The organism is Mucilaginibacter sp. GW821-FHT07G05 (assembly GCF_059418565.1).
Genome location: NZ_JBWKQC010000005.1, coordinates 403,151 through 418,050 on the forward strand (window position 1 = coordinate 403,151; position 14,900 = coordinate 418,050).

16 protein-coding genes are annotated in these 14,900 nt (G+C 50.6%); 10 read left to right on the forward strand and 6 right to left on the reverse strand.

Annotated elements, in window-relative coordinates; translation table 11 throughout:
- The first annotated feature begins 16 nt into the window (after nucleotides 1–16).
- The 4 genes from AC07NA_RS15325 (at nucleotide 17) to AC07NA_RS15340 (ending at nucleotide 3,064) form a co-directional block, all read left to right on the forward strand.
- Complete coding sequence (locus AC07NA_RS15325; protein WP_494898459.1) at nucleotides 17–601, forward strand: Crp/Fnr family transcriptional regulator; 585 nt, start codon at nucleotides 17–19, stop codon at nucleotides 599–601.
- Nucleotides 602–712: 111 nt separating this feature from the next.
- Nucleotides 713–943 carry a (4Fe-4S)-binding protein gene (locus AC07NA_RS15330; RefSeq protein WP_494898460.1) on the forward strand — a complete coding sequence of 77 codons (231 nt, stop codon included), beginning with the start codon at nucleotides 713–715 and terminating at the stop codon, nucleotides 941–943.
- A 69-nt stretch (nucleotides 944–1,012) separates the two neighbouring features.
- Nucleotides 1,013–1,426 carry an OsmC family protein gene (locus AC07NA_RS15335; RefSeq protein WP_494898461.1) on the forward strand — a complete coding sequence of 138 codons (414 nt, stop codon included), beginning with the start codon at nucleotides 1,013–1,015 and terminating at the stop codon, nucleotides 1,424–1,426.
- 36 nt (nucleotides 1,427–1,462) lie between these two features.
- On the forward strand, nucleotides 1,463–3,064 hold the full coding sequence (locus AC07NA_RS15340) for a Na+/H+ antiporter (protein WP_494898463.1): 1,602 nt from the start codon (nucleotides 1,463–1,465) through the stop codon (nucleotides 3,062–3,064).
- A 103-nt stretch (nucleotides 3,065–3,167) separates the two neighbouring features.
- Here the strand turns inward: AC07NA_RS15340 and AC07NA_RS15345 are convergent, their stop codons facing one another.
- From AC07NA_RS15345 to AC07NA_RS15355, 3 genes are all read right to left on the reverse strand, one after another.
- A complete protein-coding gene (locus tag AC07NA_RS15345; RefSeq protein WP_494898465.1) occupies nucleotides 3,168–4,037 on the reverse strand; it encodes an alpha/beta fold hydrolase in 870 nt (289 codons plus the stop codon).
- Nucleotides 4,038–4,199: 162 nt separating this feature from the next.
- Nucleotides 4,200–4,799: a Crp/Fnr family transcriptional regulator gene (locus AC07NA_RS15350; RefSeq protein WP_494898466.1), complete on the reverse strand. Its 600-nt coding sequence runs from the start codon at nucleotides 4,797–4,799 to the stop codon at nucleotides 4,200–4,202.
- 279 nt (nucleotides 4,800–5,078) lie between these two features.
- Nucleotides 5,079–5,648, reverse strand: coding sequence for a Crp/Fnr family transcriptional regulator (locus AC07NA_RS15355; RefSeq protein WP_494898467.1), 570 nt, complete (start codon nucleotides 5,646–5,648; stop codon nucleotides 5,079–5,081).
- 328 nt (nucleotides 5,649–5,976) lie between these two features.
- Between AC07NA_RS15355 and AC07NA_RS15360 the strand changes: the two genes are divergently transcribed.
- The 4 genes from AC07NA_RS15360 to AC07NA_RS15375 all read left to right on the forward strand — a co-directional run bounded on the left by AC07NA_RS15360 (nucleotide 5,977) and on the right by AC07NA_RS15375 (nucleotide 10,488).
- Entirely contained in the window at nucleotides 5,977–6,279 is a 303-nt protein-coding gene (locus AC07NA_RS15360; protein WP_494898468.1) for a GNAT family N-acetyltransferase, read from the forward strand.
- A 292-nt stretch (nucleotides 6,280–6,571) separates the two neighbouring features.
- Complete coding sequence (locus AC07NA_RS15365) at nucleotides 6,572–8,344, forward strand: amidohydrolase (RefSeq protein ID WP_494898469.1); 1,773 nt, start codon at nucleotides 6,572–6,574, stop codon at nucleotides 8,342–8,344.
- Nucleotide 8,345: 1 nt separating this feature from the next.
- Entirely contained in the window at nucleotides 8,346–9,728 is a 1,383-nt protein-coding gene (locus AC07NA_RS15370) for an alginate export family protein (RefSeq protein WP_494898470.1), read from the forward strand.
- A 25-nt stretch (nucleotides 9,729–9,753) separates the two neighbouring features.
- Entirely contained in the window at nucleotides 9,754–10,488 is a 735-nt protein-coding gene (locus AC07NA_RS15375; RefSeq protein WP_494898471.1) for a M17 family peptidase N-terminal domain-containing protein, read from the forward strand.
- Nucleotides 10,489–10,766: 278 nt separating this feature from the next.
- On the opposite strand, the gene AC07NA_RS15380 is transcribed toward AC07NA_RS15375, so the two are convergent.
- Nucleotides 10,767–11,630 carry an SDR family oxidoreductase gene (locus AC07NA_RS15380; protein WP_494898472.1) on the reverse strand — a complete coding sequence of 288 codons (864 nt, stop codon included), beginning with the start codon at nucleotides 11,628–11,630 and terminating at the stop codon, nucleotides 10,767–10,769.
- Between the two features lie 330 nt (nucleotides 11,631–11,960).
- Here AC07NA_RS15380 and AC07NA_RS15385 point away from each other — a divergent pair, with 330 nt between their 5' ends.
- Nucleotides 11,961–12,593, forward strand: a complete 633-nt coding sequence (locus AC07NA_RS15385; protein ID WP_494898473.1) for a hydrolase — start codon at nucleotides 11,961–11,963, stop codon at nucleotides 12,591–12,593.
- 461 nt (nucleotides 12,594–13,054) lie between these two features.
- Here the strand turns inward: AC07NA_RS15385 and AC07NA_RS15390 are convergent, their stop codons facing one another.
- Nucleotides 13,055–13,444, reverse strand: coding sequence for a RidA family protein (locus AC07NA_RS15390; protein WP_494898474.1), 390 nt, complete (start codon nucleotides 13,442–13,444; stop codon nucleotides 13,055–13,057).
- Nucleotides 13,445–13,578: 134 nt separating this feature from the next.
- A complete protein-coding gene (locus tag AC07NA_RS15395) occupies nucleotides 13,579–14,322 on the reverse strand; it encodes an SDR family NAD(P)-dependent oxidoreductase (RefSeq protein WP_494898475.1) in 744 nt (247 codons plus the stop codon).
- Nucleotides 14,323–14,423: 101 nt separating this feature from the next.
- Here AC07NA_RS15395 and AC07NA_RS15400 point away from each other — a divergent pair, with 101 nt between their 5' ends.
- Nucleotides 14,424–14,792 (forward strand): winged helix-turn-helix transcriptional regulator, encoded by a 369-nt coding sequence (locus AC07NA_RS15400; RefSeq protein WP_494898476.1) that lies wholly within the window; start codon nucleotides 14,424–14,426, stop codon nucleotides 14,790–14,792.
- Nucleotides 14,793–14,900: the final 108 nt, after the last annotated feature.

A 14,900-nucleotide genomic window follows, 5' to 3' on the forward strand; every position in this document is an offset into this window, starting at 1 on the left:
GGGCGCTGTTTTATTAATGCACGAGGCTTTATTCGAGTACTTTAAAAAATTCAATTCTGAACCGCTGAAAGAGGAGGAAAAGACGTTGATCAGACAGGCTTTCATCCCTTTGAAACTGCGAAAAAAACAATACCTGCTGCAGGCAGGCGACCATTGCCGGCATTTCGCCTTTGTGGTTAAAGGTGCAATGCGACAATATTATGTTGATGAAAAAGGAGCAGAGCACATGGTGCGACTGGGTGTTGAGGATTGGTGGATGGGCGACCGTGAAAGCTGGGTCATGGGAAAGCCCAGTGTTTATAACATCGACGCCTGGGAGAATACGGAGGTGCTTTTGGTAACTAAAAGAAATATTGACGAACTGCTGAACAAGACCTCGATCATTGCAAAAATGATGCTGCAGCTGGATGAGCGCAATAACATCGCCAACCAGCGGAGAGTGACCTCCTCCATCAGCGCCACAGCAGAGAAGAAATATGCGGATTTCGCCGTGTGCTATCCCAATTTGATCGAACGGTTCCCGCAGCATATCATCGCGTCCTATCTGGGGATTACGAAAGACACGTTAAGCCGGGTCAAGCGCCAGCTTCTTCAGCGTTAAGGCATGTCCTGTTGATACTCAAAAGTAGACATAAGTCTACTTTTTTATTTTTGCGGTTGACGATCTTCGATGCTGATCATACAATGAATTTAACTTAACGAAAGATCGCTTATGGAAACGCTTGAATATTTTAACGGAGAAATAACTATCCTTTGGAAACCAAAAGTCTGCATCCATTCGGGTATATGCGTAAAAACGCTGCCGCAGGTTTACGATCCTAAAGCCCGCCCCTGGATCCGGCCGGAAAATGCCACTACGCAGGAGATTATTAACCAGGTGGCTAAGTGCCCGTCGGGCGCGTTAAGTATCAAGGAGCATACGGAGGTATCGCAGGCAAATTGATATCGCCAAACCATCATTTTGCTGAACTGTCGGTTACTCGATATAACTAACCTAAAAAAACACGCCCTGATGAAATACATCCTGGAATCACCGGTTACCGGCACCATTGGCCCTGAAAAATACCGGGCGGCCATCCGCTGGAGGAACGGTCTGCTGATCACCGATGAACCCGACCATCTGGGCGGCAAAGACCTCGGCCCCGATCCTTATACACTGCTGCTCGCTTCGCTGGTTTCCTGTACGCTGGCCACGCTCAGGATGTATACCGATCACAAGGGCCTGGCTCTGCCTGAAATGTCAGTCGAAGCCAATATGATGCACAAGCTCGACCAGAATGGCGCTACGCTGCATATTTACCGGAAGCTGGTGATCCCGGGGATCGGTCAGGAACTGCAGGAAAGGCTGACAAGGATTGCCGAAAGCTGCCCGGTATCGAAGCTCCTGAAAGGTAACATCAACATCATTACTGAACTTAATACATAGATCAACCGCTGCCTGTTGCAGACCATGCTAAAAAAGATGCACGAAAACCTACTGCTGATCCTCGCACTTCTCTTTGTCGTTATGCTCCTGGTCATGCTTGCCCAAAAGATCCGCATCGCTTATCCCGTATTCCTGGTGCTGGCGGGGTTATCCATTGGGTTCATTCCGGGTATGCCCGCCGTCAAAGTAGACCCTGAGCTGATCTTCCTGATCTTTCTGCCCCCGCTGCTGTATGAAGCGGCCTGGTATACCTCATGGAAAGAATTCAAGAAATGGAAGAATTCCATCGCCCTGCTGGCATTCGGCCTGGTATTCCTGACCTCCTTAGTGGTTGCCTACGCGGCAAAAGTCTATATCCCCGGATTCACCCTGGCCTTAGGTTTTCTACTGGGCGGCATTATATCTCCGCCCGATGCCGTGGCAGCGACCACCGTGCTGAAAGGGCTTAAAGTACCGCGCCGCACGATCACTATACTGGAAGGCGAAAGCCTGGTCAATGACGCTTCTTCGCTGATCGTTTTCCGGTTCGCTTTGGCTGCCATACTTACCGGCACATTCTCCCTGCAACAGGCGGCGGGACAATTTTTTATCGTGGCGGGGATGGGTGTGGTCGTCGGACTGGTGGGTGCGCACCTGATGTACGCGGTGCACCGTTTCCTGCCGACCAGCCCGGCCATCGATACTTCGCTCACGCTGATGACCCCGTATATCCTGTTCCTGACCGCTGAGCATTTTCATTTCTCCGGCGTAATGGCCGTGGTCAGCGGCGGATTGTTCATGTCGTTCCGCGCTCATGAGATTTTTACGACCGGCGGCACCCGCATGAACATGACGGCGGTATGGCATACCCTTATATTTGTACTGAACGCGCTGGTATTCGTGCTGATCGGCCTGGAATTGCCGGATATTGTTCACGGGCTCGGCGATATCTCCGTCTTTCAGGGTATCCGCTATGGCCTATTCATCAGCCTGACGATCATCGTCCTTCGGATCGTATGGGCGTACTCACTTTCTCGGGTACCCTGGCTGATCAGCAAAAAGATGAAGGATGTTCCAGGACCTGGCTGGAAAAATCCCCTGATCATCGGTTGGGCAGGTATGCGCGGCGTGGTCTCGCTGGCGACCGCTTTATCCATCCCTTTGCTGAAGAACGGTACGCCCTTCCCGAACCGCGACCTCATCCTTTTTATAACCTTCGTCGTTATTTTCGTTACGCTCGTTTTTCAGGGCCTCACGCTTCCCGTCATCATCAGGTGGCTGGCTGTTACCGAACTGGATCCGGTACTACCGTTACACGAACAGCATGCGGGTATCAGGCTGAGGCTGGATACCCTGGCCCTGCAACGCATGAACGCCAAACATACTTCGGCCAGTGCCAACACATTGGTACGGTCATACGCGGAACGATTGAAGTATGAAATAGAACGCAACAATCAGCACGAGGTTTCCGCAGGGCCGATCGGCGGAAACGCCGGGGAGAAAGCAGAGTATCAGCGCATCATAGCCGATATCCATGAAGCGCAGCGACAGGAACTTTTCAAGATGAGGAAAGAGAATATTTACACCGATGAGGCGATCAGGAAAGCGGAGCACCTGCTGGATATTCGTGATCTGGGTGTCTCCGAAAACCCGCTTTAAGATCTTCGCATGTACCGGTTATCGTAGCGGTAACGTCCTGATCCAAAATTCCGCATATCAAAAAAGAGCACGGTCAGCCGTACTCTTTTTTGATATACGGAATTTAACGGGGTAACCCGGCCATGAATTGAGCGATGTCCGCGCCTATCTCCTTCCCATTCGTCTCTAAAGCGAAATGACCGGTGTCGTAGAATTTCAACCTGGCACCAGGCAGGTCTTTCAGGTAGGCTTCGGCCCCCGCAGGCAAAAAGAACGGATCCCTGTTTCCCCACACGAGTAAAGTTTTGGGCTGATACTTCCGGAAATATTCATGGAACTTCGGATAAAGCGCCACATTGGTCCGGTAGTCTTTTACCAGGTCCAGCTGGATCTCGATATTGCCCGGCCTGTCCAGGAAATACTGGTCAAGCGTGTAAGATTCGGGCGCGATCAGCGCCGGGTCGGATACGCCCTCATGGTATTGGAACCAGGTCGCTTTTTCCGAAACGAAATCCCTTAATGCATCACGGTTCCCCTGCGACGGGTCTTTCCAGTATTTTTGGATCGGGTCCCATTCTTTGCTCAGGCCTTCTTCATACGCGTTGCCGTTCTGTGAAATGATGCCGGTGATCTTTTCCGGGTTCGCCATGGCCAGTCTCAGGCCGACAGGCGCCCCGTAATCGAAAATATAGATCGCGAATCGTTTCAGCGCCGTTTCGTCGATAAAACCCTGCGCTGTTCTGGCAAGGTTATCGAAAGTATATTCGAAACTTTTATGATCCGGCGCGTCCGAATAGCCGAAACCGGGAAGATCGGGTGCGATCACATGATAATTTTCGTTGAGGAGCGGGATCAGGTTCCTGAACATGTGCGACGAGGTTGGGTAACCATGCAGCAGCAGCAATGTAGGCGCGCCTGCCGGGCCAGACTCCCTGAAGAAGATGTTCAAGCCGTTCACGTTCACCTTGCGGTAATGAATTTGTGTATTTTCCATAGTTTTCTTTGTAATTTTTTGCGGACGGACCACGCCACTGCTTCGCCGATCAGCAGACCGTCAGGACCAGAGCCGTCAGTAGTCTTATGTCATTTTATTACTTTCCGTTACCATACCTTAAATTAAAGCGGGTATTTAATTATTAAAAACGATTGCGACCGTTCAGTTTGCCGATGTGCCTCTGTTCTTATAAAGTTGTCGTTTAATCCGGCTCAGGGAGTCTTTATTGATGCCGAGATACGAGGCGATGTCGCGCTGTGGGAATCGTTCTATCAGATCTGGATGACAGGCAACGAAGTCCTTATACCGATCCTCAGCAGTGACGCTGATCGCCGCGTTGATCCGGCGTTGGCAGGCGATGATATCCCTATTGTCTTGCTCCCGGAGCATTTGTGAGCAGGCGGGTACTTTAAGGAGTTCGAACAAGTTCGACCTTCGGATAAGTAGTATTTCGGTATCCTCTACGGCCTCGATGAAATAAATGCTCGGGTTGTACAGGATATAACTCTCGCGGTCACCGATCCACCAGTTCTCTATGCCAAGGCAAACCATGTGCAGGCCACCTTTTTGATCCAGGAAATATTGTTTCATCGCACCCTTTACGATAAAAGCATAGAACTTGCATTGGTTCCCCGGCTGCAGCAGGTATTGCCTGCGTCGCACTTTGTGGGGTATCAGCGCTTTTTTGATCAGTGCTCTTTCTTCCTCAGTTACCGGGCAATAATTGAATCCCTGCAGATAATTAAAAAATGCTTCATGCATAGATAAATCGCGATACGACAATAGTTTAAGGTGGTTGGAACAAATACTTAGCATGTTTAGAACAGATACCTGTATGCTATGGCCTAATAACCATTGACACGGGTACTGCGCTGCCTGATCATCCCTTTTGCCTACGTATTACAATTGAAATACGGAACTGCTCCCGGCGACTTTTCGCTTCAACATCAGCCGCATTACCATGCGCTTTTGCAGGAAATGATCATTATACAAATGTTGGTATATGATCACACAATCCGTTTATCATATGGTAAATAATGATCAGCGGATGTTTTTTCTTATTCTGCTCAGCGACTGTTGAGTTACCCCGAGGTAGGAAGCGATGTAGGATAGCGGGATACGGGAAATGATCTTTTCGAAATCTTTCATGAACGACCGGTAACGCGACGTGGCGTCCTCGGTTATCAAGCGGCTTCGCCGGTCAATGGATTCGGTTAAACACTTTTTCGCCATTTTGCTTTCAATGTGCCCCCATCCAACGATTGTATTGCCGATCTCGTCCCAATCTTCCTTTGAGAAGACGAGAAATTCGCAGGCCGTAACCGCCTGGATGTACTCGGATGCCACGATCCCCGCTTCGAATCTCGGGTAATCTGTAACGAACTGGCCTTCGCCGACAAAGTAATGGGTGATCTCCTGCCCCTTATTGTTATAATAGACGAAACGGACCACGCCGTTCAATAAATAGCCGACCTGCTTGGGAATCTTCCCGGCTTCGGTGAGATAGCCCTCTTTCGGCAATTTCAACAGCTTCGCTTTGCCCTTTATTAATTGGATCTGCTGCTCATTGAGTTCGCCGAACTGAAGGATGAAATTTATGAGTTCTTCCATCAGTAAATATACCGGCTATCCTTCGTAAAACATTTACCATTTGGTAAAAAATGAAGCAGAAAAGAGAATGTATGGCGGGGCGTGAGCCGTGTTGAGTGGGACCCTGAGCAAATTAAGCCCGGGGTGTTTAAAACCCTTGATCCGACCTGATATTATCGACATAGGTCTACGTTTTTTTCTGTCATAGATCATCTTTTAGAATTGCATGGTTTCGGAAATTTGGTAAGAATGGATCCGAGCAGTCGCACAGGCACAGTGGCCCTGTCGTTCGGGGTCATAACTATTGATGAAAGATCAACTAACGATATAACAAACAGACAGCAGAAGAATGGAAATAGCTAAGGTCGTTTTTACAGGCCGCGTACATGGAGAAGTGCAGCTCTTATCAAACGAAACGCATGCAGGCAAGATGAACCTGGCCATGACCGGCGGAAGGCTTGCTGTGTTCCACACCGAAGTAAACCCAGAGTACGAGGGCCGGGGTTACGCCAAACTGCTGCTCGCGGAACTGGTGCGCTACGCGCGCGAAAAGGAGCTAAAAATCATCCCGCTTTGTCCTTTTGTCGCCGCCCAGTTCCAAAGCCACCCCGCTGAATATGATGACGTATGGAGCAAGGATTGGCATAAGTGACCGCAGTTTACCAGGGCAACGCAATCTCCGAAGCTGTCACAAGGCATAACTGTTTACCCCCGCCTCTCCAGCCTGATAATGCTGTTCCCGGCTGAATTTTTAAACTGATCCGTCGCCAAATGCCGAAAAAGCAATACGCAGAAGAAATGGCGAACAACCAGAATAAGCTGCTTAAACGGATACAGCGCGGCGCATACGGGCAGGATATATATATATATGCGCAAGACATGCTGAAGCACTGATTCGATAACCGGGGCAGGCCCATCGCCTGCCTTTTTTGAGGAATATACCTATGAGAACATATTATTATTTATTGTTGACGTTGTTAGCGAGCGGAACGGCTTTCGCCCAGAAAGCGGACATGATCATCACCAATGGCCGGATATCTACCCTGGATGACCGGAACACGGAAGTTCAGGCTGTTGCTATTTCCGGCAACGAGATACTTCGAACAGGTACCGCCGTGGAGGTGCTGAGGCTGAGAACTTCGAAGACGAAGGTCATCGATGCGCGCGGCAGGCGCGTGATCCCCGGATTGTTCGACAGCCACCAGCACATGATCCGCGCGGGGCGTTTCTACAACGCCGAACTGCGCTGGGACGGTGTAACGTCTCTTAAGCGTGCTCTGCAAATGCTGAAAGAGCAAGCCTCACGGACCCCGAAGGGACAATGGGTGCGCGTGGTAGGCGGCTGGAACGAATACCAGTTCACCGAAAAAAGGCTTCCCACGGCTGAAGAGATCAACGCGGCGACCGGTGATGTACCGGCATTCATACTCTATTTGTACGGCAAGGCCTGGCTTAATAAGGCCGGCGTAAAGGCCCTGCAGCTTAACGGGGATGCGCCGAACCCGCCGGGAGGTCTGATGGAGAAGGGCAACGACGGTGAGCCGACTGGTTACCTGGTGGCGGAACCAAATGCTTTTATCCTGTATTCCACGCTGGCGAAACTCCCGGAGCTTTCGCCGGAAGAAAAGGTCAATTCCACGCTGCAATTCATGACGGAACTCAACAGGCTCGGCGTAACCGCGGTGATGGACGCGGGGGGCGGCTTCCAGAATTTTCCGGACGACTATACGATCACGGACCAGCTGAATAAACAGGGAAAGATCACCGTTCGTTTGCCATTCTATCTTTTTGCCCAGAAAAAAGGGACCGAGCTTCAGGACTACACGAAATGGTTGGGTATGGTCACCATCGACGATCATAGCAACCGCAATGGGATCAATACGATCGATTATCATGTCGAAGGCGGCGGTGAGAACCTGGTATCCGACGGCGCGGATTTTGAGAACTTTCTTTTTCAGCGTCCCGAACTGCCGCCAACCATGGAGAAAAGCCTGAAAGAGGTGCTCCGGCTGCTGGTTACGAAGCGCTGGCCTTTCCGAATCCATGCCACTTACAATGAAAGCATCACCAGGTTCCTGGGCGTCATTCAGGAGGTCGATCGTGAAACACCGCTTAAAGGTCTGGTCTGGTTCTTCGACCACGCCGAAACCGTGTCGGACGAGAACCTGGCGCGGATCAAAGCCCTCGGCGGCGGCATCGCTATCCAGCACCGGATGGCCTACCAGGGAGAGAGTTTTATCCATCGTTACGGTAAGATCGCAGCACTGGGCGTACCGCCTGTAAAGAAGATGCTCGGCCTCGGGCTGCCAGTCGGATTGGGTACCGACGGTACACGCGTAGCGAGCTATAACCCATGGGTTGCCTTATACTGGATCACGACCGGCCGCACGGTAGGCGGTACGCAGGTGATGGCCCCCGAGAATATCCTCGACCGGACGACCGCTCTTAGGCTGGCCACGACCGGTGGCTATGACCTCATCAGGGAGCCCGACAAAGGCCGTATACAAAAGGGCTATGCTGCGGACCTCGTTATATTGGATAAGGATTACTTCAAGATCGAGGAAGATGAGATCAAATCGGTAACGGCCCTGCTGACCATCGTGAACGGCAAAGTGGTCTACGGGAATAATGAATACCGCTCGGTTGCGCCGACCGCGCTGCCGGTGATCCCGGAATGGTCGCCCGTAAAATATTTCGGGGGTTATCAGCACAAATGATATGGCGGTGATCAAAAGGGTATTTCTCATCATTTTTCTTTTACCGGTGACGCATTCGGCCGTAGCTCAGTCATTCAAGCTAATGCGCTTCGATGAGGACTATACCTATCTAAAAGATACGGTCCGTAACGCTTACGGCTCTTTAAAATACCTGCCTCTCTCGCGCAAGACCGACGGATCGTCCTATCTGTCTTTCGGCGGGGAGTTCAGGGCCGAGTACGATTATGTACGTAACGAAGACTGGGGCGAGTCGGGACTCGGCACCGACCCTTATGTTACATCCAGGTTCCATCTCCATGCCGACCTGCACCTCAGCGACCGCTTTCGTCTTTTCGGGCAGCTAAGAAGCGCGCTGGAGGCCGGGAGGAACAACGGCCCGCGGCCCATCGACGAGGATATGCTGAACGTTCAGAACCTGTTCGCCGATGCAATGCCTTTCCGCTCCACCAGCGGATCTTCCCTGACGTTCCGCCTCGGACGCCAGGAGATCAACTACGGTACAGGTCGGCTGATCTCGGTGCAGGACGGCCCGAACGCGCGGTTGTATTTCGACGGTGCAAGGGCGATGTATGCTGACGCCGTCCTGAAGATCGATGCCTTCGTAATGGCGGCCGCGCAGGTCAGACCTGGCGTGTTCGACAACAGCACATCGTCTACACCTGGCTTATGGGGAGCCTACGGTACCAGATCGTTCCCGGGAAAACGCGACCTCGATCTTTATTATATCGGTTTTCGTGCGCCGCAGCTGGAATACGAGGAAGGCGTTGCCGGCGAAACAAGGCACACGTTCGGCTTTCGCCTCGGGCATTCGGATAAGGGCTTCAATTATAATATTGAAGGGGCACTCCAGTCCGGGAGTTTCGGCGAACGTTCGATACAGGCCTGGGCCGGCTCTATCGATCTGTCCTGGCGGTTCGCGGATATCAGGGGAGAACCGCTTGCAGGACTTAAGAACGATTATATTTCCGGCGACAGTTCGCCGGATGACGGCAGGTTGCAGACCTTTAACCCGATCTATCCTAAAGCGGGCTATTTCGGGTTCAATCCCCAGTTAGGCCCGGTGAACCTCATCGCTATTCACCCTTATCTTACCCGGAACATGGGCAGAAAAGTGACACTGACGCTGGATGTGGTGCTCAACTGGCGCTACTCCCTCAATGATGGCGTTTACCGGCCAAATGGTAGGTTCAGCACAGGTTCACGCGGATCGTCCGAACGCTACATCGGTACGGTGTTCCTCTCGGGCGTCGAATGGAGCGTCAGTAAATACCTGTCCTTTAACTCCGGCGTTCAATACTTTAAAACCGGTGCTTTCATCAACGATATCATCCCCGCTCACAAAGATGGGCTGTTCATGAGTTACCAGGTGCACCTCCGTTTCTGATCCGTTCATATTAAAACCAGATAACATGAAAAACAACCTTTCTAAAATAACATTTAAAGCGCTGATCGTACTGGCGCTCCTGCTACCTTGCTCATCCGGTTTCTCTCAGCAGGCCACCATCCCGGTCGGTACCTCGAAGACCTGGGGCACCGTCGATGGTATCAGATTTACCGGCCTGGTACAGGGGCCGTCCTCGGCAACGGCCGACCTTCAGATTGCCTGTGTCTTTGAATACACCGAAGGCGACATCTTCAAGTCTCCGCCGGCGCTGTCCGCCGAGCTTAATGGTCTTGTACATCTTGACGAGGCCCTGAAAGGGCAGCTGACCGCCATCCGTAAAAGCGGAAAGTTCAGCGGCAAATACCTGACGACGTTCTTCCTTGATCTCCCCTCCGGCATGATCGCCGGAAAAAAGCTGCTGCTGATCGGTTTGGGTGATCGCAACGCTTTCAACGAAAGTATCATGACCGAGGTGGGGCGCATGGCGCTGCGTGAAGCGCTGAAATTGGGGGTAACGAATTTCGCTTTCGCCAGCGATCTGAAGGACGCGGGTATCTCATCGAAGACCGCCCTGGTACAGACCAACGTCGTCAAGGGTATCGTCAGCGAATACCGGTCTCAGGATCAGCTACGTTCCGCCGGGCTGACTCGCTTCAACGCAGTGAACGAGATTTTTCTTTTGGCAGGCCCGGCATTTTTCACGGATGCAGGTGCCGGTATAACAGCTGCCATCAGGGAGGATAAAAATCAGGTCGATTGAACAGGTTAAGTCCGGTGCCTTATCGCCCACCCCTATCACCGGTAAGATCCTGTTATAGAGATAAATTCCTTCGTCAAGCCTGCCGTTCGGGTAATGGCCGTCAGTCGCGATAGCACCGTCCACGACCACATTATTAGGAAGTAGACCTTTTATATGATCATTCATGATCGGATATCGCTTAAATAGGCTGTTTTAGATAAAGGAAGCCGGTCCTTCATACTCTTCGGCTAATGCCTGGAGGTGAGGGGCCGGCCTGCAATATGAAGATGAGAAGGCACTTACGCTAAAAGCTCTTTCAGCCCATACGCCTCCATGGCCTTTTCGAGTTCGACCTGCTGCGCGGCGTTGATTGCTTTCATAAATTCTCCGGTCGTCGGGTCGACCACTGTTCTCAAAGGTCTCGCTCCTTTTGGCAGACCGATCAGTTCGACCACGGCATCGGCGACCATCTGCGGATCAGGTTTGTGAGTCTCGAATAACTGGCCAATAGCGGCAAAGATCTTCTCCGGAAACCCGTCAAGGGCTCTATAGCTTTCAGCGATAGACGCGTCGCTTCCGAACTGTGCTTTGGTGCCCATTTCGGTCGGGAAACCGCCCGGTTCCAGGATCGCCAGGTCGATACCCAGCGGTCGCAGTTCATAATACAGGCCTTCGCTCAATCCCTCCAGCGCATATTTCGAGGCGCAGTAAGCGGTGAAATAGGGAAAACTTACGCGCCCAAACCCGCTGGTAACGTTGATGATCAAGCCTTCCGACCGTTCACGCATGGCCGGCAGTGCAAGCTTGGTCGTACGCCACGGGCTCAGCAGATTGATGTCCAGCATGCGCTGGATGTCGGCGACGGTCGTGGTTTCTGCCAGCCCAAACATGCTGGCACCGGCATTGTTCACCAATACGTCTATCCTGCCTTCTTTAGCGATGATGCTGTCGATCGCCTTTTTTACGCTCGCGTCATCCGTCAGTTCCACGTCGAGCACGGTCACGTTCCCGAGCTGTGATAATTCATTTGCCCGTTCTGCGTTCTTGCCGGCGATGTCCCTCATCGTAGCGTATACCTGGTGCCCGAGGGCGGCGACACTGTGGGCGGTCAGCCAGCCGAAGCCGCTGTTCGTTCCTGTTATCAGTACAATTTTTTTACTCATAATATAGATGTTAAAATACTGAAGTAAAGTTCATTAACATTCAGCCAAATCTGTTTATCATATGGTAAAAAGTGATCGGAAGCAGTAAAAAAAATAGTGATTATTGAAGGCCATTCGGGAGAATAGGCCTTTACGCGTGACTAAACTGCTGCCGGTGAACTGGGGTTACATAAGGCCGATCCGAGAAAGTAGACTTAGGTCTACCTTATTTTATGGCATAGGTCATCTTTCGGCGGCATCCTGTTGCGGAGATTTGAGTGCAGACCGGGCCACAAAGCGCCTGGCTGACCCTGATACCGACATCAGTTTAACCATTTAATTTCATCTGACATGAGTAGCATTACCCCCATCCGCGATCCCAAAGAGGATCACCTGATCACTCCGGAAAATTCCGCGCTGATCCTTATCGATTATCAACCCCTGCAAATCAATTCCGTAAGGTCCATGGATCATCAGGAGCTGGTTAAAAATATCGTCATCGTAGCCAAGGTAGCCAAAGCCTTCGGGCTGCCCATCGTCCTGACTACCGTCAACGTGGCGACGGGTATCAATAAACCGACCATCGGTCATCTCCGGTCGGTGTTACCGGATGTTACGGAACTGGATCGGACAACCGTCAATTCGTGGGAGGACAAAGAGTTCCAAGACGCGATAAAAGCACTCGGCAAAAAGAAACTGGTTATCTGCGCCCTGTGGACCGAGGTCTGCCTATGCTTTCCGGCGCTGGACTTGCTGAAAGAAGGTTACGAGATCTATACCATCGTCGATGCGGTCGGCGGTACTTCGCCCATCGCACATGAGGTAGCCTTACGCCGCATGGAGCAAGCTGGGGTGCAGCTGTCATCAGTGACACAGTTTGCCTGTGAATTGCAACGGGACTGGAACCGTCTTGATACCAAGCAGCAGTTCTTCGATGCAATGATGGAGAACGGTTCGTTCTTCGTGGAAACCCTGCGCTGGTAGTTTTTTCGGAAAGCTCTGTCGTCCGCGGCGTCATCTGATCAGGGTGGTACCACGGACGACTTGGCTGTCCGGCTGGAGTTCCGACCTCGGGAATATCGCCGACACCCGGAAGATACCCAATATGTTTTTCCCCGTAGTACCTTACATGGCAAATTACGTTCGGACCTTTGTGTGACCTTTCAGCCGAAAACATTGCTCTTAAACAGCCTGACGGAGATGTAACTGATCTATAATACCTGCGCCCAAAAGATATGAAACGGCAGAACATCGGCAACTTCGATGCCTGGGCAGCGGTCGACTTCGGATATATCAATTTGTTCCGTTCTCCAGTATCTTTTTACCGTAATGCAGCCATTTGTAATTCTGCACGCAAATAGCGGCCCACAACATGCCGCTCCGGCAAATATTCTGAAGCTTCGGCCAGGCCTTATTACTTTACAGCGGTAGCTTCCAGTTCGATATTACTTTACAGCGGTAGCTTCCAGTTCGATCTTTAAGGTTTCAAAAAGGTTAGTCACCTGAAAAAGCGTTAAGGCTTGGCGGATACCGTTTTTTGCTACCCAATCTTTAAGGACATCGAAGTGAGGCAGAAACTCGTCATTCGATGTTGTGTAAACATTCAGTCTGACGATATTCTTCAATTCATAACCGGATTCGGCTATAACAGTTTCCAGGTTACGAATGGCCAGCAGCAATTGCGTTTTCATATCCGCGTTGCTCGATGTTCCGTCAGGATGAACTGCGGCCTGTCCGGCACAATAAAGTGTGCTTTGCACATTCCTTACCTCCACGGCCTGTACATAGTTACGATCGTCCTGCCATGTCCAAGGGTTTATTTCTCTTTTTTCCATTGTCTTTTTGTGTTAATGTTGGCCGGTAACAATACAGGTTTGATATATTATCCCGACTTTTTGTGATTTCTAATACAGAATGGCCGGAAGCTTGAACTGCCGGCCATTTCTTCACTTGCGTAATATATAATTTGTTATCTAAGCATATACTGAATTGAACCACCATCTACAGCGATATCGGCGCCATTGATGTAGCCGGCACCGTCAGAGGCCAGGAACAACACGGTGTTGGCAACCTCTTCAGCATTCCCTAATCTTTGAAGGGCATTTTTTGAGGCCAGGTAATCTTGCGTGTCAGCATCTACCACAGAAAGCAGTCCGGGGGTTTTTATTGGGCCAGGGCTAACGATATTTACACGAATCTTTCTTTCAGCCAGTTCGTTCACCGCAATATCAGCGATCTTGTTCAACGCAGCTTTAGTTGCGGAGTAAACGCTGCCTGCTGTACTTGCGGCTGTAACCACGCCAGACGAGGTGAAGATCACAGAGGCGCCGTCTACCAAATGCGGAATCAGCTTTTGCAGGGTGAAGAAGTGCCCCTTAACGTTCGTATTGAACTGCGCGTCGAAGTCAGCTTCTGTAACGTACAATATAGGCATGAAGGTTGCGATAGCTGCATTAAGATACAGCACATCAACTTTTTTACCGCTATCGGCTACCCATTTTTCCAGTGCCGCAATGCCGTTCATATCCGAAGTATCGGCTGCCAGAGTTTGTAAGTTCGGACTGTTGATCTCTTCGGCCGCTTTCTGCAGCGTCTCCGGGTTTCTGCCGGTGATCAGTACGTTCGCACCATTCTCAATAAATGCCTTTGCCGTAGCAAAACCGATCCCCAGGCTTCCGCCGGTTATAATTACATTCTTGTTTGAAAAACTCATTGTTTTAATTTTTAAATACCATGCAAAATTAGGAACAGTTTATTTATTTACGTTACTTTGTAACTAAAAGTAACAGTATATTTCGGGTAACCAAGTAACTTATGGCAGAGCAAATATGTCACAAAGCGGATATCATGGCGATTCATGACGCTATGGATGTTTTAAATGGAAAATGGAAAATCTCCATACTTTCTTCAATGTGTTATTACAACAAGCGAAGGTTCTCAGACATCCTGAACGACCTTAACGGTATTTCCAACAAACAGTTAAGCAAAGAACTCAAAGAACTGGAAATGAACAAGCTGATCAAAAGGACGGTACTTGATACGCAGCCTGTGACGGTTCAGTATAATCTGACCGACTATGGCTGGTCGCTGCAGGATCTTATCCATGATCTTGCCAAATGGGGAGCAAAACATCGGCAGATGATCATTGGGGAACGGCATGTACTTACTGAAGTAACAGCCTGACGACCTTTTTCTTCCAACGTAAGCAATGCAGTCAGCAACAAAAAGAACAAACCTCTCATCGGGCAACTTTCGAGACGAAGATATTGATCATTTAGATCAAGAAAAGTA